Annotated in this window: 22 protein-coding genes; 9 read left to right on the top strand and 13 right to left on the bottom strand. The window is 55.9% G+C overall.

All coding sequences use genetic code 11. From position 1 onward, the window contains the following. Nucleotides 1-65: 65 nt before the first annotated feature. The 4 genes from CA54_RS03550 to CA54_RS03535 all read right to left on the bottom strand — a co-directional run bounded on the left by CA54_RS03550 (nt 66) and on the right by CA54_RS03535 (nt 5,927). Nucleotides 66-866: a class I SAM-dependent methyltransferase gene (locus CA54_RS03550; protein WP_146369483.1), complete on the bottom strand. Its 801-nt coding sequence runs from the start codon at nt 864-866 to the stop codon at nt 66-68. A 205-nt stretch (nt 867-1,071) separates the two neighbouring features. Continuing rightward, on the bottom strand, nt 1,072-2,226 hold the full coding sequence (locus CA54_RS03545; RefSeq protein ID WP_146369482.1) for a hypothetical protein: 1,155 nt from the start codon (nt 2,224-2,226) through the stop codon (nt 1,072-1,074). Between the two features lie 67 nt (nt 2,227-2,293). Beyond that, complete coding sequence (locus CA54_RS03540) at nt 2,294-4,216, bottom strand: hypothetical protein (protein WP_146369481.1); 1,923 nt, start codon at nt 4,214-4,216, stop codon at nt 2,294-2,296. 337 nt (nt 4,217-4,553) lie between these two features. Continuing rightward, nucleotides 4,554-5,927 (bottom strand): hypothetical protein, encoded by a 1,374-nt coding sequence (locus CA54_RS03535; RefSeq protein WP_146369480.1) that lies wholly within the window; start codon nt 5,925-5,927, stop codon nt 4,554-4,556. Nucleotides 5,928-6,079: 152 nt separating this feature from the next. Here CA54_RS03535 and CA54_RS03530 point away from each other — a divergent pair, with 152 nt between their 5' ends. From CA54_RS03530 to CA54_RS03520, 3 genes are all read left to right on the top strand, one after another. Then, complete coding sequence (locus tag CA54_RS03530; RefSeq protein WP_146369479.1) at nt 6,080-6,334, top strand: hypothetical protein; 255 nt, start codon at nt 6,080-6,082, stop codon at nt 6,332-6,334. A gap of 195 nt (nt 6,335-6,529) precedes the next feature. Then, the gene (locus CA54_RS03525) at nt 6,530-6,976 is read left to right on the top strand and encodes an Hsp20/alpha crystallin family protein (protein ID WP_146369478.1); all 447 of its coding nucleotides are present in this window, start codon (nt 6,530-6,532) and stop codon (nt 6,974-6,976) included. A gap of 76 nt (nt 6,977-7,052) precedes the next feature. Next, the gene (locus tag CA54_RS03520) at nt 7,053-7,457 is read left to right on the top strand and encodes an Hsp20/alpha crystallin family protein (protein ID WP_146369477.1); all 405 of its coding nucleotides are present in this window, start codon (nt 7,053-7,055) and stop codon (nt 7,455-7,457) included. 104 nt (nt 7,458-7,561) lie between these two features. Here CA54_RS03520 and CA54_RS03515 read toward each other — a convergent pair whose 3' ends face one another. Both CA54_RS03515 and xseA read right to left on the bottom strand, forming a co-directional pair. Further along, nucleotides 7,562-7,888 carry an exodeoxyribonuclease VII small subunit gene (locus tag CA54_RS03515; protein WP_146369476.1) on the bottom strand — a complete coding sequence of 109 codons (327 nt, stop codon included), beginning with the start codon at nt 7,886-7,888 and terminating at the stop codon, nt 7,562-7,564. A 7-nt stretch (nt 7,889-7,895) separates the two neighbouring features. After that, on the bottom strand, nt 7,896-9,122 hold the full coding sequence (xseA, locus tag CA54_RS03510; protein ID WP_146369475.1) for an exodeoxyribonuclease VII large subunit: 1,227 nt from the start codon (nt 9,120-9,122) through the stop codon (nt 7,896-7,898). A 515-nt stretch (nt 9,123-9,637) separates the two neighbouring features. Here xseA and CA54_RS03505 point away from each other — a divergent pair. The 3 genes from CA54_RS03505 to CA54_RS29965 all read left to right on the top strand — a co-directional run bounded on the left by CA54_RS03505 (nt 9,638) and on the right by CA54_RS29965 (nt 13,145). Then, nucleotides 9,638-12,307 (top strand): carboxylesterase family protein, encoded by a 2,670-nt coding sequence (locus CA54_RS03505; RefSeq protein WP_197532179.1) that lies wholly within the window; start codon nt 9,638-9,640, stop codon nt 12,305-12,307. A 53-nt stretch (nt 12,308-12,360) separates the two neighbouring features. Continuing rightward, entirely contained in the window at nt 12,361-12,840 is a 480-nt protein-coding gene (locus CA54_RS03500; protein WP_197532178.1) for an FxsA family protein, read from the top strand. Between the two features lie 170 nt (nt 12,841-13,010). Next, entirely contained in the window at nt 13,011-13,145 is a 135-nt protein-coding gene (locus CA54_RS29965) for a hypothetical protein (RefSeq protein WP_261342855.1), read from the top strand. Nucleotides 13,146-13,278: 133 nt separating this feature from the next. Here CA54_RS29965 and CA54_RS03495 read toward each other — a convergent pair whose 3' ends face one another. Then, nucleotides 13,279-14,133, bottom strand: a complete 855-nt coding sequence (locus CA54_RS03495; protein WP_146372259.1) for a sugar phosphate isomerase/epimerase family protein — start codon at nt 14,131-14,133, stop codon at nt 13,279-13,281. Between the two features lie 193 nt (nt 14,134-14,326). On the opposite strand from CA54_RS03495, the gene CA54_RS03490 reads away from it, so the two are divergent. From CA54_RS03490 to CA54_RS03480, 3 genes are all read left to right on the top strand, one after another. Then, nucleotides 14,327-15,409, top strand: a complete 1,083-nt coding sequence (locus CA54_RS03490; RefSeq protein WP_231962947.1) for an AAA family ATPase — start codon at nt 14,327-14,329, stop codon at nt 15,407-15,409. Continuing rightward, nucleotides 15,363-16,274 (top strand): DUF58 domain-containing protein, encoded by a 912-nt coding sequence (locus CA54_RS03485; RefSeq protein ID WP_146369471.1) that lies wholly within the window; start codon nt 15,363-15,365, stop codon nt 16,272-16,274. Before CA54_RS03490 ends, CA54_RS03485 begins: the two co-directional genes overlap by 47 nt. Nucleotides 16,275-16,528: 254 nt before the next feature. After that, complete coding sequence (locus CA54_RS03480; RefSeq protein WP_146369470.1) at nt 16,529-18,757, top strand: BatA domain-containing protein; 2,229 nt, start codon at nt 16,529-16,531, stop codon at nt 18,755-18,757. 46 nt (nt 18,758-18,803) lie between these two features. On the opposite strand, the gene CA54_RS03475 is transcribed toward CA54_RS03480, so the two are convergent. From CA54_RS03475 to CA54_RS03450, 6 genes are all read right to left on the bottom strand, one after another. Next, complete coding sequence (locus CA54_RS03475) at nt 18,804-20,348, bottom strand: ABC transporter permease/substrate-binding protein (RefSeq protein ID WP_390816719.1); 1,545 nt, start codon at nt 20,346-20,348, stop codon at nt 18,804-18,806. Nucleotides 20,349-20,392: 44 nt separating this feature from the next. After that, complete coding sequence (locus CA54_RS03470) at nt 20,393-21,145, bottom strand: ATP-binding cassette domain-containing protein (protein ID WP_146369468.1); 753 nt, start codon at nt 21,143-21,145, stop codon at nt 20,393-20,395. 191 nt (nt 21,146-21,336) lie between these two features. After that, entirely contained in the window at nt 21,337-21,963 is a 627-nt protein-coding gene (locus CA54_RS03465; protein ID WP_146369467.1) for a hypothetical protein, read from the bottom strand. A gap of 164 nt (nt 21,964-22,127) precedes the next feature. Next, nucleotides 22,128-23,396, bottom strand: a complete 1,269-nt coding sequence (locus CA54_RS03460) for a DEAD/DEAH box helicase (protein ID WP_146369466.1) — start codon at nt 23,394-23,396, stop codon at nt 22,128-22,130. Nucleotides 23,397-24,029: 633 nt separating this feature from the next. Beyond that, nucleotides 24,030-25,151, bottom strand: coding sequence for a WD40/YVTN/BNR-like repeat-containing protein (locus tag CA54_RS03455; RefSeq protein ID WP_146369465.1), 1,122 nt, complete (start codon nt 25,149-25,151; stop codon nt 24,030-24,032). A 31-nt stretch (nt 25,152-25,182) separates the two neighbouring features. Further along, entirely contained in the window at nt 25,183-26,073 is an 891-nt protein-coding gene (locus CA54_RS03450) for a carboxypeptidase-like regulatory domain-containing protein (RefSeq protein ID WP_146369464.1), read from the bottom strand. Between the last annotated feature and the right edge of the window lie 17 nt (nt 26,074-26,090).

Raw genomic sequence — 26,090 nt, 5'->3', positions numbered from 1 at the left:
CGCACCGATTGACAAGAGCAGCGGCAATTTGCCTCAGTCGCCACAAATCGTCTTCAGTAGTCAGGTTAGGGGGGTGTCCACAATGGTTTCCGCGAATTTTCCCCGGTGACACGTGGAATTCGACGCGATTTCATCCGCAAATAGGGGGCGACGAACAATCCCCGATGCCGCCAGCTGCCCAGTGGGGCCTGCGGGTCACCCCGATAAGGCTCGGTCAAATCCTCGATCACAAACCCAGAACGGCAGAGTCCGCCGACCAATTCCTCCCAGCGGTGTAGAAATTCCACCGTGCCACTTTCGCGATACGATTCGTCTTCCACCAGCGGCAACGAACCATCCTGATAATACCGCAGCCCCAACACATAGCGGTGCCGTTCGTCGCGCTCAGTGATTTGCAGGCTGGTCGGTTGTTTGTGTTGACTAATGTACAGGCCGTCGTCGCGTAGCACACGGGCAATTTCGCGATAGACAGCAGACACATCGGAGACGTAACAGGTGCTGACCGGTTGATGGACGATGTCGAAACTTTCGTCGGCAAACATCTGCAGATTGTCCATCGAAGCTTCGACAACGCGAACTTTGTAATTGCGGCGGTTCGCTTCCTGTTCGTCTTTTTTGAGCATCTCTGGACTGAGGTCGACGACCGTAACGTTGGCTCCAGCGGCAGCGTAGAGAATCGATTGCCATCCACCGCCAGCGGCCAAACAAAGCACATCCAAGCCCCGGACGCTGTCCGGCAACCAACCCCGCCCATCCAAAGCCTGCAGCGGATCGCGGCATTGCTCGTCGGTGGCGACCTTGGCGAATTGACTACCGTCTCGCACGAGGCGATCCCAGGCCGCACGGTTGCGTTGGACAAATGACATCGAACTACGGTGGGACTAGAAGGTGGATTTCACTCATTCCCCAGCTCCGGCTGAGGAACGCACTTTCGAGAGGTTTTACTTCGCTGATTGAGGCAATTGGCGAAGGGACGTCGCTTGACTCACTCGAAGCGGAGCTTCGAGAAATTGGGTTCCCATACTGGAGTTTGGGAACCAGGGAAGGTTCGACCTTGGGGCGGGTGCGGTTTCAGGGAGTTCTGGCTTGTTCCACGAGTGCGGCGGCATATCCGACGGGATCGTGTTGTGCGCGGCTGACTTCCATCAATTTGTCGTATCGGCCTGTTTCGGCGCACAGTTCGGCAAACGAGAATTCGAGTTGATCCTCGACGCTCAACAAGTATTTCGCAGCGATGTCCAATGCATCCTCGGTGCGGTCGATGCGTCTCAGCAGATCCACGAGATGATAAGCGGTCAACTGTTTGTCCGAATCGGGGGCATCTCCCGCGAGTTGATCGCGAAAGAAATCCAGTGCTGCATCACGATCGGTGTCGGTCAACGCATTGAAGAAGTTGTGATGCGCCGTGTAATAATCTTCAAACGGCGGATCTCCTGCGTAGCGATATTGCGGCGACAATTGTGCGCCGTATTCGGTCAACTCCGTGGCGAGCCGGACTTCGTCACGGTCGGCATCCAGGCTGCGGCAAAAGCGGATGACCGCATGCAAATGCGAAACGTCAATGTGATAGTTGTCTTCGGCGAACAACCACTCTCGTCCGGTGATCAATTCGCGGAGCGTTTCCTCAGTGGGGGCGGAGCCTTGTTTGCGTTCGACTTCGTATTTGATCGTCGCCGTCAAATCTCGATAAATCGTCTGTGCTAACAGCGCCGCACATTCCTGACGTACACGCGGTTCTAACTGCATGAACTGTTGGTCGAGCACCGTAATGGAATTGCACGTCCCGTGGCTGCAAAGCAGCATTTCCAAACCCTTGGCCGGCGCGACCCCTTGGTAGAGCGCGATGTCGACAAGTTCTTCGTCGACGTCCTGCGTAACATCCAGCGCGTTGATGGCGGCGACGATGGGTTCGGGTTCGCGAATTGTCCGCAGGTAAATCCATGCACGGGGAATCGAACCTGCTTCCAAGTGCAGTGCCCCGATTTCGCGGGCAGCATTGACGTAATGCTCTTCGAATTCCGCGCGGCGGTCTTCGGGCAAGTTGTCAAACGATGTGGGACGCACAACCGGCACACCCATCTCGAGCCGCTTTTTCAACAGCAGCGCGTCAAACAGTCGGTCGTAATTCTTGTCGTCGCGGAGCGTTTGAATGAGTTGATCCACGGTGGCGACCGCGCCCCCCGATTCGTGGAGTTGATTCATTTTGTTGTACGTATCTTCGTTCATTGCGCCGCCCAACCGTCCACGTTCTGTAGATTTCTTAAAGAAAAAATTCCAACCCGCTTTGCATCGTCTACTCGACGAGCAGCAAGGGAGTCACATCGCCATTTTTGTCAAACTGTCCCAACACCGTTTCATCAAACGTCTGAAAGCCGAGCACTGTTTGCGGGAGATCCGATTTTTGAAGTTTGCGATAGGCCAGCAAATGTTGCTCGCCGAGCCTCACGCGGTACCCGGCGGAAACGTCGCCCGGCAAAATACGACCATCCTCGGTCACCGTCAATTTGCGCCACTGCACCGGCTTGCGGCGGCGGTCGGGATGCCAATCCAAGACGACCGGGGCATACAAACCCTGTCCGGTTGCAACGTGCTTGAGCACTAAATCGCCACCAAAAATGCCACACCCGCCCGGCGTGCCGTGTACGCGATCCTGTGGCAAAAAGAGCGGAAAGACACGCGTCAAGATCGGACCGTCCTTCAGCCGCGTTTCGCGATCGCCAGAGTCGGATTGCGTATCCAAAGCGTCGCTCAACGGCAGGCGGGATGTGTATTCGATCTGTTTGCCGGAAAATCCCGTTAAGGAGTCGGCGAACATAGCGGAATGCGTTGAGCGCGATAACCAAATTTGTCGCTCCACACGACCGCCTGCTTCGAACGTCTGTTGCAGCTCTAAATAATCGCCATCCTCGTCGGTGCTCCAACAGATTGCCGTCCATTGTCGTTTGACTGGAATCGGTTTGCCATCAACTTTAATCTGCAAATCCCAGTTTCCGTTGATCAGGGCGCGGCCTAAGACAGTCATGTCGATTTGTGGAAACTGCCCATTGTGGTCGATCACCACGCTATCGCATTCCGTATCCCAATCACTGCGCAGACAAGCCAAATTGGCCCAGTCCGACTGCAACGAAGGCGCCAGTTTCTTCAATCGCGGTTTGGTCGTAACTGATGCTGATTTTTTGGATTTGGCTTTTCGCTTCCGCGTGTTCGTCTGAGCCTTATCCCATGCGAAGGCCAAATCGGCAATTTTGAATTCGCTTCCCGCCAATTGCGACGCAGCCCGAAACAAGGAACGCGGCGACGCCGAGAACCCGTTGCTCATCGCCCAGGAATCGGAGGGACGAAACAGGCGGATGGCTTGTTCCAATAGGTCATTAAACAGCATCGACAAATCGTCGTCCCACAACGTCGCCTGAAAACGGTTGGCCCATTGTCCGCTGCGAACCAGTGCTGCTAACCAATATCCCAAGCGAGGCAACAACGTAGCGTGCGGCGTGCCGTCGCCATCGGTGCGGTCTTCCAGTTCCCGTCGAATCACCTTGCGGCCGCGCCGGCGAATCTTGGTTGAGCCTTTCACGTCAGCGAACAGCAATCCCACCCGCCAAGGCAACTCACCCGCCTGCAACAACTGTTCATCAGCTGTTTGCGCCGGATCCCCTTCGTCGGTGGTTGTGGAAACCTTTGTGAATTCACAAGCAGCAGACAACGTCGTCCGCCACAATGAAAACAGAGTCGCCTGTTCCAGCGAAGCGCCGTCGCAAGCGATCAACTCCGTCAACGCGTGCAGGTCAGCGGGCGAGGTTTTGAAATTTTTCTGCGCCACGCTATCGAGAACCTCTGCCAAGCTGGCAGCATCCGCAGCTGTCGACTTCCCGTTCTTCTGTGTGGAGTGACCGTTGGATGTGTGCAACAACTCTCGCAACGGCTTGGCAGGGGGCGTCGGTAAATACTCCGCTGCCGCCAAACCGCTTTGAATGGCGGGACGTTTTTTGGAGAATTTGGTGGGAGGACTCCCTGCAGGGAAGCATTGCAGCAATCGCGCAGTAAACGCCGTGACGTCGCCCTTTCGAGCGGCGCGGGCCAGATCCGCATCGGCTGATTTTCGCCACTGGATGGACTGCAAAAATGCTTGGTCGGAGAGGTCCGCGACTTCGCCCATGCTACGTCCGAACGCCACGACCGCAGTGGCGGCCGATCCCGACTGATCCGTTTTACTCATAGATAACTCGCCTTGCCGGGGGCCGTGGATGACCACACGTCCCGGTCCATGCCGATTGACTCCTGGTTTCGCCAACTTCAAGAGGCGCTCACCATAAGGTACTCGACACGAGCAGATTTGCCAATCACACCAGTCAGCAAGTCGTCACAACCCAAGCAGCAATAGGGGCAACGGAGCAAAAAACAGTATCCCGGAACGGCAAAGCACCCACCGAGCCGCAGCGCTACCCCCATTCACAAAGCAAAGCGCCCAACGGAAGCGCCCCACCAACCACCGAGCGGAAGCTCGCACAAAGCGGCTGTGCCGCCGGAAGCTCGAACCTAGCGGCTGTGCCGCCTTATTGGGCGGCGCGTTGTGCTTCGCGGCGTTTTTTGCGGAGCTCGCGTTTTTGTTTTTTTGACAGCCCTTTGAGCTCATCGGCGGTCACTTCATCGATTTGATCTTCGATCGGCCTTTGCGATGCGCGGGTTTTTGCTTTTTTGGGTGGGGTGCGACGCTTCGAGCGGGGCGGCATTTGTTCCGCGAAGGCTTCTGTTGTTGCCGATTGTGGAGCAGGGGGTTCGATGTGCGCCGGTTCGGTCCGCGTGCGACGTGGCGTCGCTGCCTTTTTTTTCTTCGGAGCCGGTTTGACCGCTTCCGTCGCTGCTTGTGCGACAGGGGCCGCTGCACGCGGTTTCCGTTTGGGCAATTTCAACTTGAAGGTGGGGAACTTCAATTTGAAAGCCGGGAACTTAAGTGCCGGGAATTTGAACTGCGGAAGCTTGAACGTCGGTTTCTGAAATGTGGGTAACTTCCAGTGCAGAAATTTCGGCAAACGCAAGAACCGTGGTCGGCGGAACCGCGGGCGACGCAAGCGGGGTAGCGGCAAGCGGAATTGACGTACGACCGACGTGGGTGGCTCCGGATTGAAATGGACGACATACCGGGCATGTAACGACATCGTGGTGAACAGCAAAATGTTTGCTGCAGAGAACGCCAGCATCTCGATCGGCATGCCCGCGACCAGCGGGGGGAGCATATCCAGGGATCCGGAGACCGGTTTCAAGGAAGAGAGCAGGGGGACCATATAACACAAACAGCTGAGATACAGTAATACGCTCGTCGGACGATGTTCGCGCATCTCCCGTCCCAGTTCCAACAACAGCAGCCCGCCGATGGTCAACACGGGGACCTGCCAGGTGATTGGGGAAGTTGTTAAGTCGGGCCGATTCAGCAGTGCCGCCACAATTCCGCCCGCGACGCGATGTAGGTTGAGAAATATCGCCGCACAAAAGAATCCGCTGGCAACGACCGCCCAATTCCAGAGGCGATAGCGGCCGTCGAAGTCATTGCGGCTGCGTCCGCGGACTTGTCGGATGACGACACAAATTTGCATGGTGACGAACAAGCACAACCCGGCCACCACACGCTGCGACTCATCAACAACCTGCCGCAGTTGTGAGATGTCGGCAATGTCATTTGGCGGCAGGGCATCCAGAGCAGCGTGGCTGCCGAAAACCAACATCGCCAAAACCAGGGCGACGCCGAGGTGCGGCCAAATGGAGCGGGGAATGAGGGCCTGGATCGCCAGTTCGACGAGCGCGATCGCGTCCAACTCTTTGTTTGCTTCTCTGGTCGACGTAAACGATTCGGACTGCGCGCCATCCTGCTCGACTGCCAAACGCCGCCGCCGCCGTTCATCAGAATGTTGAGACCCGGCAAACCCTGTCACGCAACCAGCCTCGTTCGTTATCGCATATTTTTAAGAGAGCGGACCTGCCCCGCACCAATCACTACGGGTTCTATTCATCGGAGTCCTTGGGGACGCGCGGCGAACGAATGCCGTTTTACGACGTTGCTGCGGGCATCTCAGTGAAATTGAGCATGCAAATCTTGCCTAACAGTCACAAGTGGATTACGGACTATCCGCCAGACTGGCATGCCTGCCGCACGCCTGAGGCTGCCACAATGGCACTGCCTGTCGCCTTGGGTGGTGGCTGCCGATATGGCAGTCTGCGGGCCGGTTTACTCAACTGCCATAAATGGGTTTTGGGGGATTTTGCTGAGAGGGGGTATGATTGGAATGGACTGCGGAGTGTCGCTGTAAGTGTCTATTCAATATTGGGATATGGAGATTAGTTCTGCTCGGTTTGACTTGGTTGGACAAGCTTCTGCTGGAATTTTCTGGCAAATCGTTGCGGCGATAACAGATCGGCATGGAGGTTGCATTCAAGGTTGCCATCGGACATTTGAAAGTCACAAGTCCCCGCCAGTTCCTGTGCGGAGACAGATGTTCGACGAATTCATCATTACGAGTGAAAGGAAAGTGAAATCATGCTGAACACTTCATTTCGAAAACATTGGGATCCGTGGCAAGAGTTGAATCGTTTGCCGGTGGATATGAATCGAATTTTTTCCGGACTTTCCGACGCGGTGCGGACCGGAGCACAAGCTTTTCCAGCCATGAACGTCTTGTCGGGTGAAGACCGTTTGGTCGTCACCGCCGAGGTTGCTGGAGTCAATGCTGACGACATTGACATCACTGTCGAAGGTGACATGCTGACGATCAAAGGAAACCGCCCGGTCGATACGTTGGGCGAGGACGAGAAGTACCATCGTCGTGAACGGGGCACGGGCGAATTTTCGCGTACGTTGCGATTGCCGTTCGAGGTCGATGCAGCACAGACCGAAGCGGAATACACTCAAGGCGTATTGACGGTTGTCCTGCACAAACCGGAAGCGAGCAAGCCCAAGAAGATCACGGTCAAACGCGCTTCGTAAAGCGCCACGACCTACATTGGAATTGTCATTCGCGTCTGATGATACGACGCAACAGATAGAAGAAAGGGAGGATGTCATGACTCAAACACAAGAGGGTTTGACCAAGAGTTGTTGCACGACGGACCAAACCACAACGGAAAAAACTACCGAAGAGGTATTGAATCCGCGCGTAGATATTTCGGAAACCAACGAGGCGTTGATTCTGACCGTCGATATGCCCGGCGTCGCTGAAGAAGATGTCGACATCACCTTGCACAAACAGGTGTTGACGATCGAAGCGAAGAAAACGGAATGCACACACGAGGGGGTCAACCCCTACTACGTCGAGCACTCCGCCGGCCTTTACCAGCGGCGGTTCAAACTCACCGAAGAGGTCGATCGCGACGGCATCGACGCAACGCTCAAGGATGGCGTGTTGCGTTTGACGTTGCCAAAGGTGAAAGCCGAAGCGGCGCAGAAGATTAAAGTGATGACGGCGTAAGCCCCACGTCTAGGACAAAGGGAATATGCCGGTAACTGCAGGGCGGCGCGAACCAACACGTTTCGCGCCGCCCGCGGTTGTTCTTTGGCCGACGTATCCGGAGATTAGAACAGACTGCCGCCATCTTCGTCTTCGGCTGGTTTCTTTTTCGCTGACTTGCGAGTTTTTTGTTCCACGGTTGATGTGGCATCGAAGGGGGCGGTGGTGAGGTTGCCCTGTTCGTCGACAGCGGTGAGCAATTCGATTTTTTGCTCCGCTTGCTCCAAGGTTTGATAACAGGTTCGCAACAAATCGATGCCTTCTTCGAAGCGTTTGAGCGAATGCTCCAATCCGCCGGAACTCTCTTCGAGTTCGCCAACGATCTGCTGCAATTGCTCAAGAGCTTCTTCAAACTTCGGGGCTGCGTTTTCTTTTTTGGCGCGTTTGGCCATGTTGGGTTTACTCCAAAAAGTCTTGCGGTTGGCCCGCGTCTGTCGATTCGATTTTACTGGTAACCCGACCATCTGCGAGTAGCGTCTGCAACGTCGCTCCCGCCGGTGCATCGTCGATCGTTTTAAGGAATTCCGTGCCGCCTGCGATTTTGCTGAGCGAATATCCACGGCCCAGGACGGCTAACGGGCTGAGGGCATCCAGCGATGCGGATGATGACGCGAGTTGTTGCTTTGCGGTTTCCACAATCCGCTGCACAGCACGGCGGTTGCGGGCCTCGAGTTCGTCGAGGAGTTGTTGCAAATCGTGAACCCGTTCGGCCGGTTGTGTGAAGACGCGTCGCGAGGCGAGAGCGTCGAGTTGTCCCCGTGCAGTGACCGCCTGTTGTTTCAGTCCGCCAATCAGCCGATTGCGCATTTGAGCGATGCCTGCGCGGATGTCACGCACGTCGGGAACGACCAATTCGGCCGCTTCGCTGGGGGTTAAGGCCCGGCGGTCGGCCACGAGGTCGGCGATCGTCACGTCGATTTCGTGCCCCACGGCGCTGACAACGGGGATCGGGCAATCATAAATCGCCCGTGCGACGATCTCTTCGTTGAACGCCCAGAGATCCTCCAAGCTGCCGCCGCCCCGACCGGTGATCACGACATCGACGCCCGGTATCTGCGGCACGGACCGCAGTGCCGCCGCAATTTCCGCCGCAGCACCCGGCCCCTGAACCAGGACCGGCAGAATCAAAATCTCCGCTGCCGGCCAGCGCCTTGTGAGGACCTGCAGCATATCCCGGACAGCAGCGCTGGTGGGGCTGGTCACCAGCGCGATACGTTGCGGAATTGCCGGCAACGGTTGTTTGTGTTCCGGGTCAAACAGACCCTCGCCTGCTAGTTTTTCATGCAATTGGCGAAACGCCAGTTCCAGAGCGCCCAGCCCCTGCGGTTCGCACTGTTCAATGATCAATTGATACGAGCCGCGGGCTTCGTAAACTTCCACGCGTCCAGCGGCGACGACTTCCAAACCGTCGTGCAGGTCGAATTTCAAGCGATTGGCGGTTCCCCGCCACATGATCGCCCGCAACTGTGCGGAGTCGTCCTTGAGCGTGAGGTAACAATGCCCGGAGGCGGCGCGTGAGAGGTTCGAGATTTCCCCCGAGACCCACACGAAGGGGAATTCGGTTTCCAGGCAGTTTTTGATCTCCTGCGTCAGCTGGGAGACGGTCTTCAAGGGGACGTCGGGCATTGCGAAATCAGCTAGGTTTATCGAGTCAAACGAATGTTTTCCCATTGTCGGCGGACTAGCAGTGTATCGTGAACGGTAACACTTGAACACTATCGCCGCCAGTGCTGCACGGCAGCTTGGTTTTCGGGTCTGTTGTTCACAATCGCCGCTCCGATGTCGCTTTCCTGTTCGTTGTTCGTACCCGAAAAACTGAGTTAAGATGGTCTATTAGGAGTATTTTGAATCGGCCGAGTGTCCAAAACCGACACCGCGGCAACCTTGCAGCAGATGGCGTCGAATTTTTGCATTCCGACTTGATTCGATAACCGCGTCGGCAACAATAAACGTGGGAGGGCTTAAGCCTTTCTGATTCAATCGCCCGCGGCTGTTTCATGGCGGCACAGCACGGAGGAAATCTTCCTGACAAGTCGTTTCAAAACCCTTTGACGCGTCCTGCGGATACTGATCTGCAAGTTTCGAGGACAAGCGCAACCGGGTTTATGAAACGAGTACCAGTTTTTTATGGAGAGACAGTCATGCTTCGCCGACGGATCCGCATTGTAGCCTTGATGATTACGGCATTAGTCGCGCCAGTCGCGATTGCCACGGCCGCTGACACTGGGTTTTTGGATCGGGTTTATACCGACGACGCTGGCGATCATAAATATAAGGTCTTCGTACCCCAGAATTATGACGCGGCCAAACAGTGGCCGGTGATTTTGTTCCTGCATAGTGCGGACCAGCGCGGCAACGACGGCCAGGCGCAGGTCGAGCAAGGTTTGGGACCGGCAATCAAAGAGCAGGCGGACAGCTTTCCCTTTATTGCCGTTTTTCCGCAAGCCGAGGATACTAAGGGGCGGATTCTCACCGCATGGTCGCCCGATTCGCCCGATGGGGCGCGGGCGTTGAAGATTTTGGAGACGGTCGAAAAGGATTTCCGCGTTGATCCGCAACAGCGAATCGTGACCGGCTGGTCGATGGGGGGTTATGGAACGTGGTTGATGGGAGCGGCGAAGCCCGATTTCTGGGCTGCCTTGGTACCGATCTCCGGCGGTGGCGATCCGGCAATTGCTAAAACGATCCAAGACATTCCTGTCTGGTGCTTTCACGGCGCGAAGGATCCGGTCGTTAAAATCGCGGACGACCAACAGGTCATTGACGCCCTGCGCAAATTGGGGGCGGATCCGTATTTCACCGTTTATCCCGATGCTGAACACGATGCCTGGAAACTCGCTTATCGGGATCCTCGCTTGTATACCTGGATGCTCGATCCCGCGGCCCCTGTGAAATCGACAGCGCCGCTGCTGGCCAAACCGCGCGATCGCTCAATCGACGAACAGAAGAGTCGCGATGCGGAACCGTTTGTTCCGGCTTTGGAGATCCCAAGCGCAATCAGTGTGCGCCTGGGGAACGACCTGCTCAAGGCGATGGCCGAGACAATTCCGCAAGTGACGCCCCCGGATGTGACGCGGGGCGTCATTGCCAACATTGGGCAAGGCTCGTCGGTACAAGGCGTCTCGTTCAGTACAACGTTGTATGGCATCAACTATTCAGGCCGGCTCGTGCGAGCGCGGGTGAAAGCGTACACCAAAGACAAGGTGAACGTGCAAGTCGGGCTGAGCGACGTGCGGATCAACATCAGCGGAGCCTCGATTTCAGGTTCGCCCGGACCGCTGGGAGGCGGGCGTTATGCACAAGCCGGACCGATGAGTATCGCGCTGGGATATCGTCGGCCGATTTGGATCAGCTTTGACGTGACGCCTTATATTGTGAATCAGCAATTGAAACTTCGCTTGCGCGGCACCTACTTCCGCATTCCCAACGACAACTGGTCGGTGAGCGGTCCCAATGGGATTTCCGCGAGCGGCTTAGGTATGGATGAAGGCCGTATTGCCAGCAGTTTGCGCAGCGGGTTGTACGGTAGTAAGAGTCGCATCGAAAACGAAATTCTGACGGCGATTCCGCCGATGGTGGCGGAGTTGGAAAAGAAGATTGATCTCTCACCCGCCGGAAAACTGGTCACCGGATTGTGGCCGTTGCCGGTCTACAAGCCGCGCGTGCGGGTTTGGCCCCAATCGGTCAGTACCGACGACAAAGGGATCTCGATCGTCTTGGGCGCAACGGCGGCCGCCATTGATGCGCGTCAAGCGCCACCGCGGCCCCGTGTGATTGCCGCAGTGGGGCCCGATGCCGAGCAGGTCCCACAAACCGAGGAATTTCAATTTGGCCTGGCGCCGAACATGCTCGGCCCGTTGACACAAATGCTGATTGATGACGATGCAGCCCGTATTCATTTGCTGGATACGCCGATTGAAAATTTCAAAAAGTTGGCGGACCGCCAGTTTTTGTCCGAGGTGATTCCCGACTTAAAGCATTACGGACCCGACGTGCAGATTTGGTCGGAGTTGATCATGACCGAACCGCTGCAGATCGTCGATGCCCCCGCAAAGTCCGGTGGCGAAGAGGATGTCGCCCAATCGACAATGCGCTTGCAGCTTCCCCGATTGTTGATTTCGCTGGCAATCAAAACCGATGCGACCAGCGAGACATGGACACCGTACGCGGAACTAGAATTCTCCGCATCACAACGGGTGATTCCCACCTTACAAAAACCGACGTCACTCACGCGGGCGTTGGCGCTGCAATGGCAGGGGCAACCGGAATTGAATCTGCAAGCGCGATTCGCTCCCGACTTGAAGCCGGAAGACAACACGATTGATTTGCCGCGAATTCGCGAAGTGTTGTTGGCTGGTTGGGCGGAGTTGACCGAAGGGGGAACCGCTTCGCGAGTGGACATCGCAGATTTCGATCTCGGTTACAGCAAGCTGCGCGTCAACGACATCACCTGGGCTCCGCCGCAAATCGTCACGACCTTCGGCGCTCCCGGCGTGAAGATCACAAACAACTTCGACCAACCGCTCGTCTATGAAACGAAAGGTCCCTATAGCGACTGGAGCGCGCCCTTTACGTTGCCGTCGGGCGAGTCTCACTATTTCGCCATCACATATCCGTTAATGTACCGCCGCCAAGTCAACGGCAGTTACCAAGTCTTTACATTACCGGTCGGTTCACACTCCGCCTATTCAGCACCCCTCGCGAGAAAACCGCCGCAACTGTATCAGGCAAAAGAACAGCCCCAAGAAAAACCGCCCGCCGACGAATCTCCAGCACAGGACTCCGACGCGCAGAGTGCGAAATCGGAGTGATTATGGTTCAATCTGAGGCTAATTATACCGCCCCCATAAGGAAACCAACCCGCGTGTTATTTCGTTTGATGTTGTTGTTTACGATCGTGCCGTTCGCCGAGCTGGTGTTGTTGCTGTGGCTCAGCGACGTCACGAGTTGGCAGTTTACGGTGCTGTTGGTGCTGGTGACTGGTGTAGTCGGCGCTTGGTTGACGCGGCTGCAGGGGTGGCAGACTTGGCAAAAGATTCAGCGACAACTCTCCAGCGGCGAAGCGCCCGCCGGGACGCTGGTCGATGCGCTGTTGATTTTCGTTGCTGGGGCGCTGTTACTGACGCCGGGAATCTTGACCGATGCGGTCGGTTTCAGCCTGCTGATTCCCCCCGCGCGGGCCGTGATTAAGAAGTGGTTGTCCGTCAAGTTTCGCGGCAGCGTGATGATGTCAGGGCAGGGGGCGGCGCAGTTTTGGGCCGGGACGCAAAATTCGCAAAACCGGCACAATGAGCAGATCATCGAAGTTCAAGCGACGCATAAAACGGACTCGAACAACGACTAATCGCCGGTTGAATACCGGGAAAACACTGCTGTCGCAGCCAGCAGAGGCACCCGACTCACGGACCGGGGCCAAAATTTGCCTAATGGGATTTCGTGAGCTAGGTTTGTCAGAACCGAATTTCGGTATGCGGACCAACCCCCCTCTCTGTCGTGACAGAAGCGAGAATTCCGATGAGTGAATGGCCGGAATATTACTACAAAACGCTCATGCACAGCTGGCGCACCATGGGACCAGCAGAATACGGTTACGTCCTAGTGACGATCGGCATCATCGGTTATCTGATGATGAAGAGTACGTCGAAGTAGGCGTGAGGCTTGAGGTGACAGGCTTGAGGGTTGGTCGGTGAGAACCAAATGGCACAGGCCAAGATTCGGTCCACGCCATCCAGTCCGGTCGCCCCCCATTCTGGCCACTGGCCACCGGCCACTAGTTTCTACGTCACCCAATCTGCTTAACGGCTTTGCGGACGTTTGAGAGGCAGACTTCGATGTCCGAGACTGGGTTCTCGTGGTTTTCTTCGTACTCCACTGCCAATGAATGCTTGTAGTCATTCTTTTTGAGCAGTTTGAGGCAGCCGACCACGTCCAAGTCTCCTTCGCCGAGGATTGTCATGATTTTGGCATCCTTGACGTCCTTCAGATGCACGCCGTACAGACGGTCGCTCAGGCGATCGATGGCTTCTACGGGGTCTTCATTGCTCCGCAGGAAATGCCCTGTGTCGACGCAGGCTCCCACGCGGGGATTCCGCCCTTTGACGATCTCCACCACGTCGTCGATCTTGTCGTATTTTGCACCGGGACCGTGGTTGTGGATGGCGATGTTGATGGCGTATTCTTCAACCAACTTGTCCAGCAAATCGAATGTTGCTTTGTTCTTTTCCGGGTTGGCGCTGAGTGTTTCGACGCCGATGGCTTTGGCAAAATCAAAAAACGCACGGGCCTGCGTCTCATCTTTGCTAAACGGCAGTACGCCGAAGGCAATCAACTTGACATTGGCAGCGTCGAGCATCTTTTTGTATTTGGCCACCTGGGCGGGGACCGTGCTAACCGGAATGTGATTGGGATACGCTTCCCAGTAGTGCAGTCCCAGTTTGTCCGTCGTATCCAGCGCTTTGGTCACGTCGAAGCCGCGGAGCGAATAACTTTGAATTCCCATGCGGAAACCGGCATAAGGATCTTTCTCGGCGGCGAATAGCGGGGAGGCGACGCCGGGGACCAGGGTAGCGGCAGCTGCGACGGCGGTCGTCTTCATAAATTGTCGGCGCGAGGCGGGCGAATCAACGGTTGAGGACATGTTCTTCTCCAAAATGGGGGGATGACGCAAATTGTCGGTCGGTTCATCATAACCAACTTTTTAGCCCGAGGGGATGCTGCTGCACGATTTCTGGGGCGTGGCAGGCGACTTCCCCGGGCGGGCCGCCTATAATACATTGGTCCTGCGCTGGACGTGCGCGCAGCAACACCATGATTCACAAGGAGCACCCCCCGTGGACGGCGACCCAGCACCCCTCGCGGAATTTCCCGAATCCGACCATCAAGCGGTCGCGCGGCTCCGCGAAGGCTACCAAAAAGTCAAAGACGAACTCGGCAAAGTCATTGTCGGGCAGGACGAAGTCATCGAGCAGTTGTTGATCGCGATTTTTGCACGCGGACACTGCCTTTTGGTTGGTGTGCCCGGCTTGGCCAAAACGTTGATCATCCACACACTGGCCGAAACGCTGAGCCTGTCGTTCAATCGCATTCAGTTCACGCCCGACTTAATGCCTTCGGACATCACCGGTACCGAAGTCATTCAGGAAAATAAGTCGACCGGCGACCGCGATTTCAAATTTTTGCCCGGACCGATCTTTGCGAATGTAATCCTCGCCGACGAGATCAACCGTACCCCCCCAAAAACGCAAGCGGCGCTTTTGGAAGCGATGCAGGAACATCAAGTCACCACCGGCGGCAAGCGGCGTGCATTGCCGGAACCGTTTTTTGTGCTGGCGACACAAAACCCGATCGAGCAGGAAGGGACCTATCCGTTACCCGAAGCGCAGCTCGATCGATTCATGTTCAACATCTACGTCGACTATCCCGACGAAGAGGAAGAGTTTCAGATCGTCCGTCAAACCACGGCGCTAGAGCAGTCGAAAGTGGAAAAAGTCCTTTCCGCCGAGGATGTCGCTGTGCTGCAGGACATCGTGCTCAAAGTACCCGTTGCCGATCACGTCATTCGGTATGCGATGCAGTTCGCGCGTTTGACTCGCAAACAAAAAGGGAACGTTCCTGATTTTGTCGACGAATTTGTCAATTGGGGCGCCGGCCCACGTGCCAGTCAATGTTTGATCTGGGGTGCCAAAGCCCGCGCTATGCTGCATGGCCGCGCCTATGTCAGTACCGAAGATGTCGCCGCCGTCGCCTATCCGGTGATGCGGCATCGTATTATCACCAACTTCAATGCCGAAGCCGAAGGGGTTTCGCCCGACGAAATCGTGCGGCGACTGACGGAGTTGATTCCCCAAGACCCGGAGCAATTGGCCGGTGGCGGAAAACTATCGGAAATTTTTAGATCCGCGAACGCTGTCTAAGCTGCAGGGCTTGGAAATCAAAGCTCGACTGATCGTCGAGGGGTTCGTTTCTGGATTGCATAAAAGTCCCTATCACGGCTTCTCAATCGAGTTCGCCGAGCACCGAGAGTACGTACCAGGGGACGACTTGCGGCACGTCGATTGGAAGGTCTTCGGCCGCAGCGACCGCTTTTATCTCAAGCAGTACGAAGAAGAGACCAACTTCGCTTGCCACATCCTGCTCGATACCAGCGAATCGATGCGGTATCGCAGCGATCAGGCAGCGATGTCCAAGTTGGAATATGCCCAGCACGTCGCCGCGGCTATTTCATATTTGGTGCTGCAACAGCGCGACGCGGTCGGTTTGGCGACCTACGACAATGCCTTGCACAATTTCATCCGCGCTTCCAGCCATCCTTCGCAGATCAAACAACTCTGCCACGTGATGGAGCAGAACCCAGCAGCTGGCGAATCGGCGATGGGGCCGATTTTTCATGAGATCGCCGAACGGATCAATAAACGGGGGTTGGTAATAATCCTCAGCGACCTGTTCGACGACATCACCTCGTTGATGCACGGATTAAAACATCTGCGCTATCGCCGCCACGAAGTGATTGTGCTGCACACCATCGATCCGGCAGAGCAGGATTTTCCCTTCGAGGACCCCACGTTGTTTAAAGGACTGGAAGGTTTGCCCGAACAATTAACCGAACCCCGTGTGTTGCGCGCCGCCTACCAAGAGGAGTTCGAACAATTCCTCCGCGAAGTCCGCAAAGGCTGCCGCGACATGCATATGGATTACATGCTGCTCAGAACCGACCAACCACTCAACATGGCCCTGTCGGCGTACCTGTCGGGTCGGTCGCAGCATATGCATAAGACGTAAACTTGAAGTTCACCACGGAGGCACGGAGGACACAGAGACGGGAAGAGGCTTTAGGCTGTAGGCGTTAGAAAAGGTTTCACTCGTTCCCAAATTCCGTTTGGGAACGCATTTCAGCGAAGCTCCGATTCGCACGTTGTACATTTGACTGTGACCAAATCAAGTAGATAACCAAATTCACCGAAGCAGAGCTTCGGGAAAGTGGGTTCCCAAACAGAGTTTGGGAACCAGAGAATAATAAAAACCAGAAATCGCTCATGGAATTCTTTTTGAGTCCTTGGATGTTGTGGGGAGCGGCGCTTGGTGCTGCGCCGATCATCATCCATTTGCTCAACAAGCGTAAGTTCCGCGAATCGGAATGGGCGGCGATGCGGTTTTTGATTCAGGCGGTGCAAAAAAAGTCGCGTCGGATCCGGCTGGAGCAGTTGATTTTGCTGGCGATTCGCGCGTTGATTATGATTCTGTTGGCGCTTGCACTGGCAGAGCCGCACTTCCGGAGTCTTGGTCTCACGTTTCCCGCCGATGCACCAACGCACCGAATTGTGGTCATCGATTCAACATTCAGCATGGGCTTTCAACAGGAGAACCAAAGCCGGTTTCATCAGGCCCAAGAAGTCGCCCGTCAAATTATTGACCAGTCGGGGCAGGGGGATGCGTTTAATTTATTACGCATTGCCGAAGCGGCGCCGCAGGTGATTGTAGCGACGCCCTCGTTTCGCAAAGAGGATTTGGTTGAAGAAATATCGGTGCTCGAGTTACCCCACGGACGGGGAGACGTGGCTCCGATTTTGGAGAGCATCAAAGAACTGCTGGAAGAGAAAAGCGGAGTCCCTGAGCGCAAAGAGGTCTATTTTATTAGCGACTTTCAAAGCGCCGGATGGTTACCGCGTTCGAATTCGCAATTGACCGAGTTTCGCAATTCCATGAAACAGCTTGGACAGGATGCCCAACTGGTGCTGATTGATCTGGGTAAGCAGAGCCAGGAAAATACGGCGGTGACGTCGTTGCGGACATTGCAGTCGCACGTGGCGATGGGTCGTCCTGTGCAATTCGAAGCGACGGTGCAAAACTTCGGGCGGATCCCACAAGATAGTCAGCTGCTGGAATTTCTTGTCGATAACAAACTGCAAGCCACACGCCGCGTGAATTTGGTGCCCGGAACGGCTGCTAGTGAAATCTTTACGCATACGTTTTCTGCCGGAGGAGAACATCGCGTGGAAGTTCGCCTGCAGGGGGACGCGCTCGACGTCGATAATCGTCGCTGGCTGTCGGTGCCGGTTCGTGATCGGCTGAACGTGCTGTGCGTCAATGGCAGTCGCTCGGGGCGCGAGATGGGCAATGCGACCGACTTTCTGGCTTTGGCATTGCAACCCACCGAACCGTCAACCGGGTCGACCAGCCCCTTTTCGCCGCGGGTCATCGGCAGCGGCGACCTCGTTGGCCAGGACTTGCAGGACTACGATTGCATTTTCATGTGCAACGTCGCCCTCGTCACGCCGGCCGAAGCGAATCTGTTGGAATCCTTTCTTAAGAGCGGCGGCGGCGTGGTCTGGAGTTTGGGGGATCGAGTCGATGTCGAGAACTACAACGCGACATTGTACCGAGATGGTAAGGGCATCTTGCCGGTGAAAATTGGGAAGCGTCGCGGCGACGCCGCTAAGCGTAGCGAAGCGTTTTATTTCGATCCGGGCGATTATGCGCATCCGATCGTCGCTGATTTTCAAGGCAATCCTCAGGCCGGATTGGGGAATACGCTGACGTACGAATATTATCAATTAACCCTTCCGCCCCGCAGTTCGTTTCGCGTGGCATTGCGCTTCAACACCGGGGATCCGGCGATTATTGACGGTAAGATCGATGGCGGTCCTGCATTGGTCGTGGCGACTTCGCTTGATGATAGTTGGGGGAATTGGGCATTGTGGCCCAGCTATTTGCCCATGATCCGCGAGATGGCGCAGCTGGCCTGTAGCGGGCGGACCGGGCAACGCGACTTTTCCGTCGGACAGCCCATCGAACGGGTCTTGCCGGCGCGGGCGTTTGATGTCGATATCACCGTCGTCCGTCCCGGCGGCGGGACCACCCCGGCGCGGATCACACAGTCCGAATCCATCAGCGAATTCCAATTTGCCGACACACAAACCTCGGGGATCTACGAAGTCAATTTCGGTCCGCCCCTTTCAGACACCGAGTTATTTGCCGTCAATGTGGATACCGCCGAAAGCAATCTCACGTCACTCTCTCGCGATGAGTTAGCGGCTGAGTTATTGCCCGGCATCGATTTTGATTATCAAACCGATCTCGAACAGAACATCACAAGCGAATCCGGAACGGTCGCCGAACGGGGCGGACTTTCCCGCGGCCTGTTATACGTCGTGCTGTTTCTGGTATTCGTCGAACTGCTCATGGCCTGGCAATTCCGCTACGGCCTGTGGCTACTTTTTCCACCTTTGGCAGTCGTCGCCGTCTATAAATATTGGCGAGCATAAGCATCGCTGTGTGCCCAATTTGCGGGGCCAGGGCGTGTGCGACGCGTCATTCGTGCGGACTGAGCCGCAGTCCCTTGGGGACTAGTCGACGTTCGGCCAGTTCAAAGAAACCTTGGGCCAGTAAGGCCATGACGGCGGCGGGGATGGCTCCTTGCAGGACCATCGACGTATCGCCGCGCCGCATGCCAGTGAAAATCGGTTCGCCGTAACCGCCCGCGCCGATGAAACCTCCCAACGTAGCGGTTCCCACGTTGATCACGGTCGCAGTCTTAATACCGGCCAGGATCGATCGCGCGGCCAACGGTAACTCAATCAATCGCAACTGCGCCATGCCCGGCAATCCCAACGCCGTGGCCGATTCACGCAGCGGTTGGGGAATGTCGTGCAGACCGCTATAGGTGTTGCGCACTATCCCGAGCAAGCTATAGAGAAACAGTGCAATGATCGCGGGTACGGGACCGATGCCGAAGAGTGGAATCAAAAACACAAACAGCGCCAATGATGGTACGGTTTGCACGATCCCGACGGTTCCCAAAATCAACTGGCCGAACAGTTTTTGTTTGGCGCAAAAAATCCCCAGCGGAATCGCCACGATGATCGCCGAAAACAGCGACATACCCGTTAAAAACAAATGCTGTAGCGTATGTTTCCAAATCGAGCGCGCGATGCGTTGAAAGGAACTTTCCGAGTCGTCAGTGACCGGGTGGGCTGCGACGCCCAACTGATCACGCACAAAGTCCGCCGCCACCCGCGCTTCGGTCTGATTATGTAGTTTGACCTGCGCATTGAGTTTCCGCATCTGTTCAGCCGAGATCTGGTCTTCCAGCTTTAGCATTGCCGCCAAGGCCTCCGGCGCCTTATCAGCTAGGTCGTTGCGATACAGTAAAACGGCATCGTAGTTGGGAAAGTAATTCCGATCATCGATGAGCGCGCGGAGTTGATACTGTTCGATCTCCGCGTCGGTCTGATACATGTCGGTCACTTCGAGCGCGCCGCTTTCGATGCCGCGGTATGCCAGGTCATGATTCAAGCCGCGGACGTCTTTTTGGGGCAGTCCGTAAGCGGCGCGCAACCCCGGCCAACCGTCGGCGCGGTCTATGAACTCGCTGCTAAACCCCATTTTGAGTTGTGGGTGAGCGGCCAAGTCCGAAATCGTGCGGATGTCCAATTCCTGGGCCAATGCTTCAGGCATGCCCAGGACATAGGTGTTATTGAACCCCAACGGGCGGCTCATCACGATCCCTTGTTCGGCCAATGCGGCGCGGGTTTCAGTCGTGTCGTTGAGTTTCAATTTGGCCAGGATCTCTTGCGTGATCGTTCCGGTGTAATCGGGATAGATATCAATCTCACCGGAAACCATCGCTGTCCAGGCTTGTTGTGTACCGCCCAGTCCGGCGATATGCTCGGCGTTCGCGCCAGTTGAGTCCGCCAAGGCTCGCAGCATTTCGCCCAACACGACAGACTCGGTAAATGCCTTGGAAGCAATTCGCACTTGCGGCGGTTCCTCAGCCACGAGTCGATTTTTGTTAGCTGCCAAAACCAATAATCCAGCGAGGAGTATCAGGGCGCATCTGCAAATCCGTCGGCGAATTGGATCAATGCAGCTGACACGTGACAGGATCGCGATGGTCCGTTTCATCGATCCCCTCCCGACAGGGCGGCGAGCGGAGAACGTTGTGCGTTGATGAATCGTGTCACAAACGGATCGGCTGGTTGATTGACGAGTTCGTCCAGCGTGCCGGATTGGATGATGTTTCCTTCGCGCATCAGAATAATGCGATCGCCGAAGAAGCCTGCCTCCCCGATATCGTGCGTGACCAGCACCACGGTTTTTTTTAAGGCGGCAAAGATCTCCCGTAGTTCGACTTGCAAGTCGGTGCGGATCAGCGGGTCGAGTGCGCCCAACGGTTCGTCCAAGAGCAACAAATCGGGATCGAGCATCAAAGCCCGCATCAAACTGACGCGCTGTCGCTGTCCGCCGGACAGTTGTACCGGATAGCGATCCAAACCCTCCATGGGAAAATGTGTCAATTCCGCCAACTCGGCCATCCGTGCGCGAACGGTCTCCTCTTTCCAATTCAAGTGCCGTGCCAAGAGGCCCACATTTTGCGCCGCCGTTAAATGCGGAAACAGGCCGCCGTCTTGGATCACGTAGCCCATTTTGTGTCGTAGGGACTCAATGTCGGCATGGCCCAGATCGATTCCCTCGAATTCAATCCGTCCCGCATCCGGCGCGATCAAGCCGATCATCAATCGCAGCAGCGTCGATTTGCCACAGCCACTCGGCCCGATCAATACGGTGATCTTGCCCGATTCGACGTGCAGGTCCGTCGGCGCCAGTACCTGTTTTTTGCCATACGATTTAGAAACGCCGCTGAAATTGAGCATGCTGAGGAGACGGTGGTGGCAGTAAAGACTGGGAATCGGAGGGATGGTTCGTTTGATCGTAAGGGACCCAACACGAATAGTCCACCACTCCGCTGCGATCGGCGGCGGGCAGACTCAACACCCAACGAAAAAGCCCCGGTTTCCACTGAACGCTTCAGTCGAACCCGGGGCCTGGAGATTCTGTCGTTTTTTTAGTGGCCTATGGCGAACTCCGCTGCATATTTTCCAAACAGCGTCACGACCAACATTTGTTTTTTGCCCTTAGCATCTTTAACCGCGATCGTCAGGTTGCCCTCGGGTGCTTCGGCGGCATCGGCGAATTTCGCATCGATCACCGGTTTCTTTTCGGCGCCATACGCGTATAACCTCCAGTCGTCTCCTTCCACGTTCCGCACTGCCAAAATCATGCAAGTGGCAGTCTTTTCGATGCCACTGTCATCCATATATTTGAAAGTCCGCAGTTTCTTGGCATCGATTTTCTTTCCGTCGATGATCGGATCGAAACGGGGCGAGCAGAACAGATAGGCCAACCCCGCGCCCTGTTCCGTGTGCACCGCTTCGTTCGGTTCCCCTTCTTTGAGATCCTTCGCCGGGACGACGATGATGCCTTCCATTTCGTCACTCAATCCGACCGCCTTTTCCGGATCGACCTCAACCTTGACCTGGTGGTCTTCAATCTTGTTGAACTGTTCGGTCAGATGTTGCGCATACTCGGCGGTGGTGTCCCCGTCCAATTCGGACAGGTCTTGCGCCATGGCCACCGTTGCTGACATCGACACACAGACCGCTGTGAACAACCCACAAACCTTCTTAATCATCTCGCTGGCTCCCCTTGTGAATGTGAACGAACTTGTCGCGGATACGAAAAAATGGCAGAGCCTGGCGCTATACGGCTCTGCCATTCATTTTACGCAACATGTCACATAAACGGTGGAAAAACCTGGGGTTTTTCCTCCTATTCCTGGGTATTCCCCGGGAAGTATTAGACCACCCGGGCGGAGAGCGCGGTGCGGCGGAAACGGCCGTTCCGCGTCGGCGGAGGCGGCGATTTTTCGCGTTCTTCAGCCGCCTTTTCCGGATCGTACGGTTTGCGGGGCTCAAAGGCATCGAAATTGGGTACCGAATACGGCTGCAGCAGTCCGTTGATGCGGATCTCGATGTTGGTCAACTGTTCCCCTTCCTCGGGGGTGACGAATGTAAATCCGCGACCTCGTTCGCCGTTCATGCGTCCGGTCCGGCCGATGCGATGTACGTAGTCATCGCAAAATTCCGGGATGTCGTAGTTGATGATGTGTGAGACGCCGCTGACGTCGATGCCGCGTCCCATCACGTCGGTGGCGATCAACAACCGAATGTTGCCTTCGCGAAAACCATTCAGCACGCGGTCCCGCTGCCGCTGTTGCAAGTCGCCGTGAATCACCGCGATCTGATTGGTCAGTTTTCGCGACAACCGTTTCAGCAACGCATCCGCGCCACGCTTGGTCCGCGTAAACACGATCGCTTGTCGCGGTTTTTCTTGAAACAAAACGCGCGTCAGCAATTCAAATTTGCGATTGCGATCGACCGTCACGCAGAACTGCTCAACGGTGGTTGCGGCGATTCCCTTCGTCGACAGATCGACCCGCTCCGGTTCGTTCATGAACCGTCGCGCCAATCGTTCGACCGGCGGCGGCATCGTGGCGGAGAGCAACAATGTTTGCCGTTTCTCGGGACAGCTGCGGAGGATTTTTTCGATGTCAGGACGAAATCCGATGTCGAGCATCCGATCCGCTTCGTCCAAAATCACGATTTTGAGTGTTGAGAGATCCAGCACGCCACGGGAAATTAAATCCAACACCCGTCCGGGTGTTCCGACCGCGATTTGTGCCCCACGTTTGAGGTCAGAGATCTGCTTGCGGATATCCTTGCCCCCCACGCAACTGGTGGTGCGACATCTGGTACCGTGGCAAAGCCGCTGGGCTTCCGCATTGACTTGATCGCTCAATTCGCGTGTCGGCGTGAGCACGAGCACTTGCGTAGCGGGAATGCGATCATCGATGGCTTGTAGCGACGGCAATACAAAAGAGGCTGTCTTGCCAGTGCCCGTTTGGGCCTGTCCCATACAGTCCTTGCCGGTCACGGCAATGGGAATGAACGCTGCTTGAATGGGACTGGGGGTTTCGTAATTGACCTTCTTTAGAGCTTTGAGGGTCGTCTCGCTGAGACCGAAGTCTGCGAAGCCTTTTTCTGGCTTCTCCGTTTCGTTGGACAATGAATTCTCCTGGTTGTGGCTTCACGATCCGTCGGCGCGCAATATCTCCCCGAAAAAATCGAAGGATGCAAGATCTGCCTGCGGGGCTGGAAGCTCATTTTGAATTTTTGCCGGCCATCAATTTCCGGCTTCGCGTCAGTTCACTGACAAAATTAAACTTTTCGAATCCATTCCTTCGTAGGGCATCGGATCGCAGGATTTCCCCGCATCCGTCACCATGACCGTCATTCGCCGGTTTAGCAACGAACAAGACTCGGTCCGCCCTCGTACGAAACGCCGCGTTCAAAGCCGCAGGTGACACGAAAGCACGTCGACGTAGTTCCGAAAAGACAAAACACGTAAGGGTATGGCAGGTAAGAGCTTCGGCGAAAAACTCACCGCATGGTGCCATGTTCAGAAGAACACAGCCACTGATTCTAGAGAAAGCATCTAGGGCTGCCCCGCCCACCCGAGAATCAAGCAATCTCTGCCATACATCAATCGGTGCTGATACTATAGCCCGATTTGGGAGATGAGTCAATCCAGGCTGGTTTTTCAGGGGATTTGGGCTACGTGACCGCCAATCTGGAGAGAAGTGAAGTTCGCCTCTGGGTCAACGATTTTTTGAATCGACGGGTGATTGCTCGTTACGCATTAACCCGCAAACCGCGTTACATGCACCGGGGGGAGATGCTGCGACACCGTTTGCCATGACTCTCCCGCATCGCTCGACACCCACAGCGAACCGGTGGTGGAGCCCATCACCAGATTGCGACCGGTGGCGTCGATGTCCAGGGCGTGCCGGTAGACCAGGTCATAGGCATCGGTTGCCGGCAGACCGTCGCTCATGATGATGAAGGATTGTCCGCCGTCATCGGTTCGCGTCACGACCATTTTACCGGCCACCGGAATGCGGCATTCGTCTTTGACTGCAGGGACGAACCAAGCGGTGTCGGGATTTTGTGGATGCACTGCGACGGCAAAACCGAAACCGGATGGCTGCACGCGATCCAATTCTTGCCAAGACTGACAGTCGTCGGTGGTGCGAAAGATCCCGTTGTGGTGTTGCACCCAAAACGTATCCGGATCAGCGGGGCAATTGACCAACCGGTGCGGATCCTGAACATTGCCCGCGCCGGCCAGTTCGGGAGGCATGTATTCAGCCCGCATGCCGTCGGCGCAAAGGGCCCACGTTTCGCCGCCATCACGCGTGGCCCACACGCCGCCGCAGGAGACACCCACGGTGACATGCGCGGAATCACGCGGGTCGACACAGACCGAGTGGATGCCCGGATCGTCGTACCCGCCGCCAAACCACTGCAGACGTTCCGGACGGTCCCACAAGGAGCGCAGTAGTTGCCACGACTCACCCCGGTCGGGAGAACGAAACAATCCGCCGGGGATCGTTCCCGCCCACAGTACCCCAGGTTGATCCTCGCCGCCCGACTCCAGCGCCCAAATCTGCGACAGACTCCACGAGTTGGGCCGTCCTTCTTTCTCTTCCTCCTGCTGTTTTTCCGCAGGCGTCTGCTCGGGGAATTGCGGAGCTGCGATTTCGGTCCACGTCTCTTCACCTTGCTCCTGGCGATGCAATTTCACACCGAAGTGCCCGTGGTTCAAAGCGCAATACAAACTCCCATCGCGCGTATCATGAAACAGCATGGAGACCGGTTCGCCAAGAAAATCGCGGCGCGTGATCGTCCATTTGTCCGCCGCGCTATTCCGGCGGAGGGTGAATAACCCTTTCTTCGTTCCCACGTGCAGGCAATCACTCATGATCTATTCTCGTCAGAGATTAAGTGGCGATTCAACGTTGATGTTTTTTACGAAGCTTTTCTAACGTCAATTTGCAGTTGGGTAAGTTTGTCGTTTTGCCCGCCTCGACAGTGACATTCACAAATTTCTCGACGTATCCCATCGTTTCGTGCCAGACCCTCAAGCGATGTTCACCGACCGGCAGGTCCGGGATCGTAAAGGTCCCATCTGCCGCCGTAACAACCGCGTAGGGGTGATCCAAAATCAGTAGCCAGGCTTTGGCCATCGGCTGAAAATCATTTTGGATGCGGATCGGAAACCTCTCCGTACGTTGCGGGTTCCACTCCGACTGCTTCAATGGCTTGAGCAAATAATTGACGGCCACACTACGAACCGGACTGACGTTGAAATTCGTTATTTGATTCGGCGATAAGTTTTTGAGTTCCACCGTTTGCCCGAGTCGCACGACAGAGGCACGAGGAATAAACCGCGTGTGGCGGGAGACGATTTTGACATCCTCCAACTCTTTCTCGCTGTACCTTGGATGAATCGCGTCCGGAGCTTTCCGGAGATAAACAAACGCGTTTTTAATTCCGCGTGTCGATTCGTCGATCATTAAGGTGCGATTGATCTCCACGCCGACTTGCCGCACAGCGTTGGGATTATCTGGCTCCAATCCCGCTGCCGCCCGTTGTGTCCTCCTTCCCGCGTACACCGGAAGCTCCCCGCGAAAACGATCCAACAGTGGATTGGCCATGTCACCCTCAAATACCACGCGACCGGTCACCGAACCCCATGCAGCTTTGTCGGCAGACGCTGGTTGTGTTTCGTCAGCAGCCAACAAGGCGGGGAGTCCGCAAAGGATGAAGGCTGCGGCAAGTCCAACGAGCGAATCGAGTCGCCGATTCAACATCGCGGGGTCTGTTTTGAGCAAAACGTTCATCGGTCACCTTGCCTATG

The sequence above is a fragment of the Symmachiella macrocystis genome (genome assembly GCF_007860075.1).
GTDB lineage: Bacteria > Planctomycetota > Planctomycetia > Planctomycetales > Planctomycetaceae > Symmachiella > Symmachiella macrocystis.
Note: the sequence above shows the minus strand (reverse complement) of the source record. Positions and strands in the feature narration are given on the sequence as shown.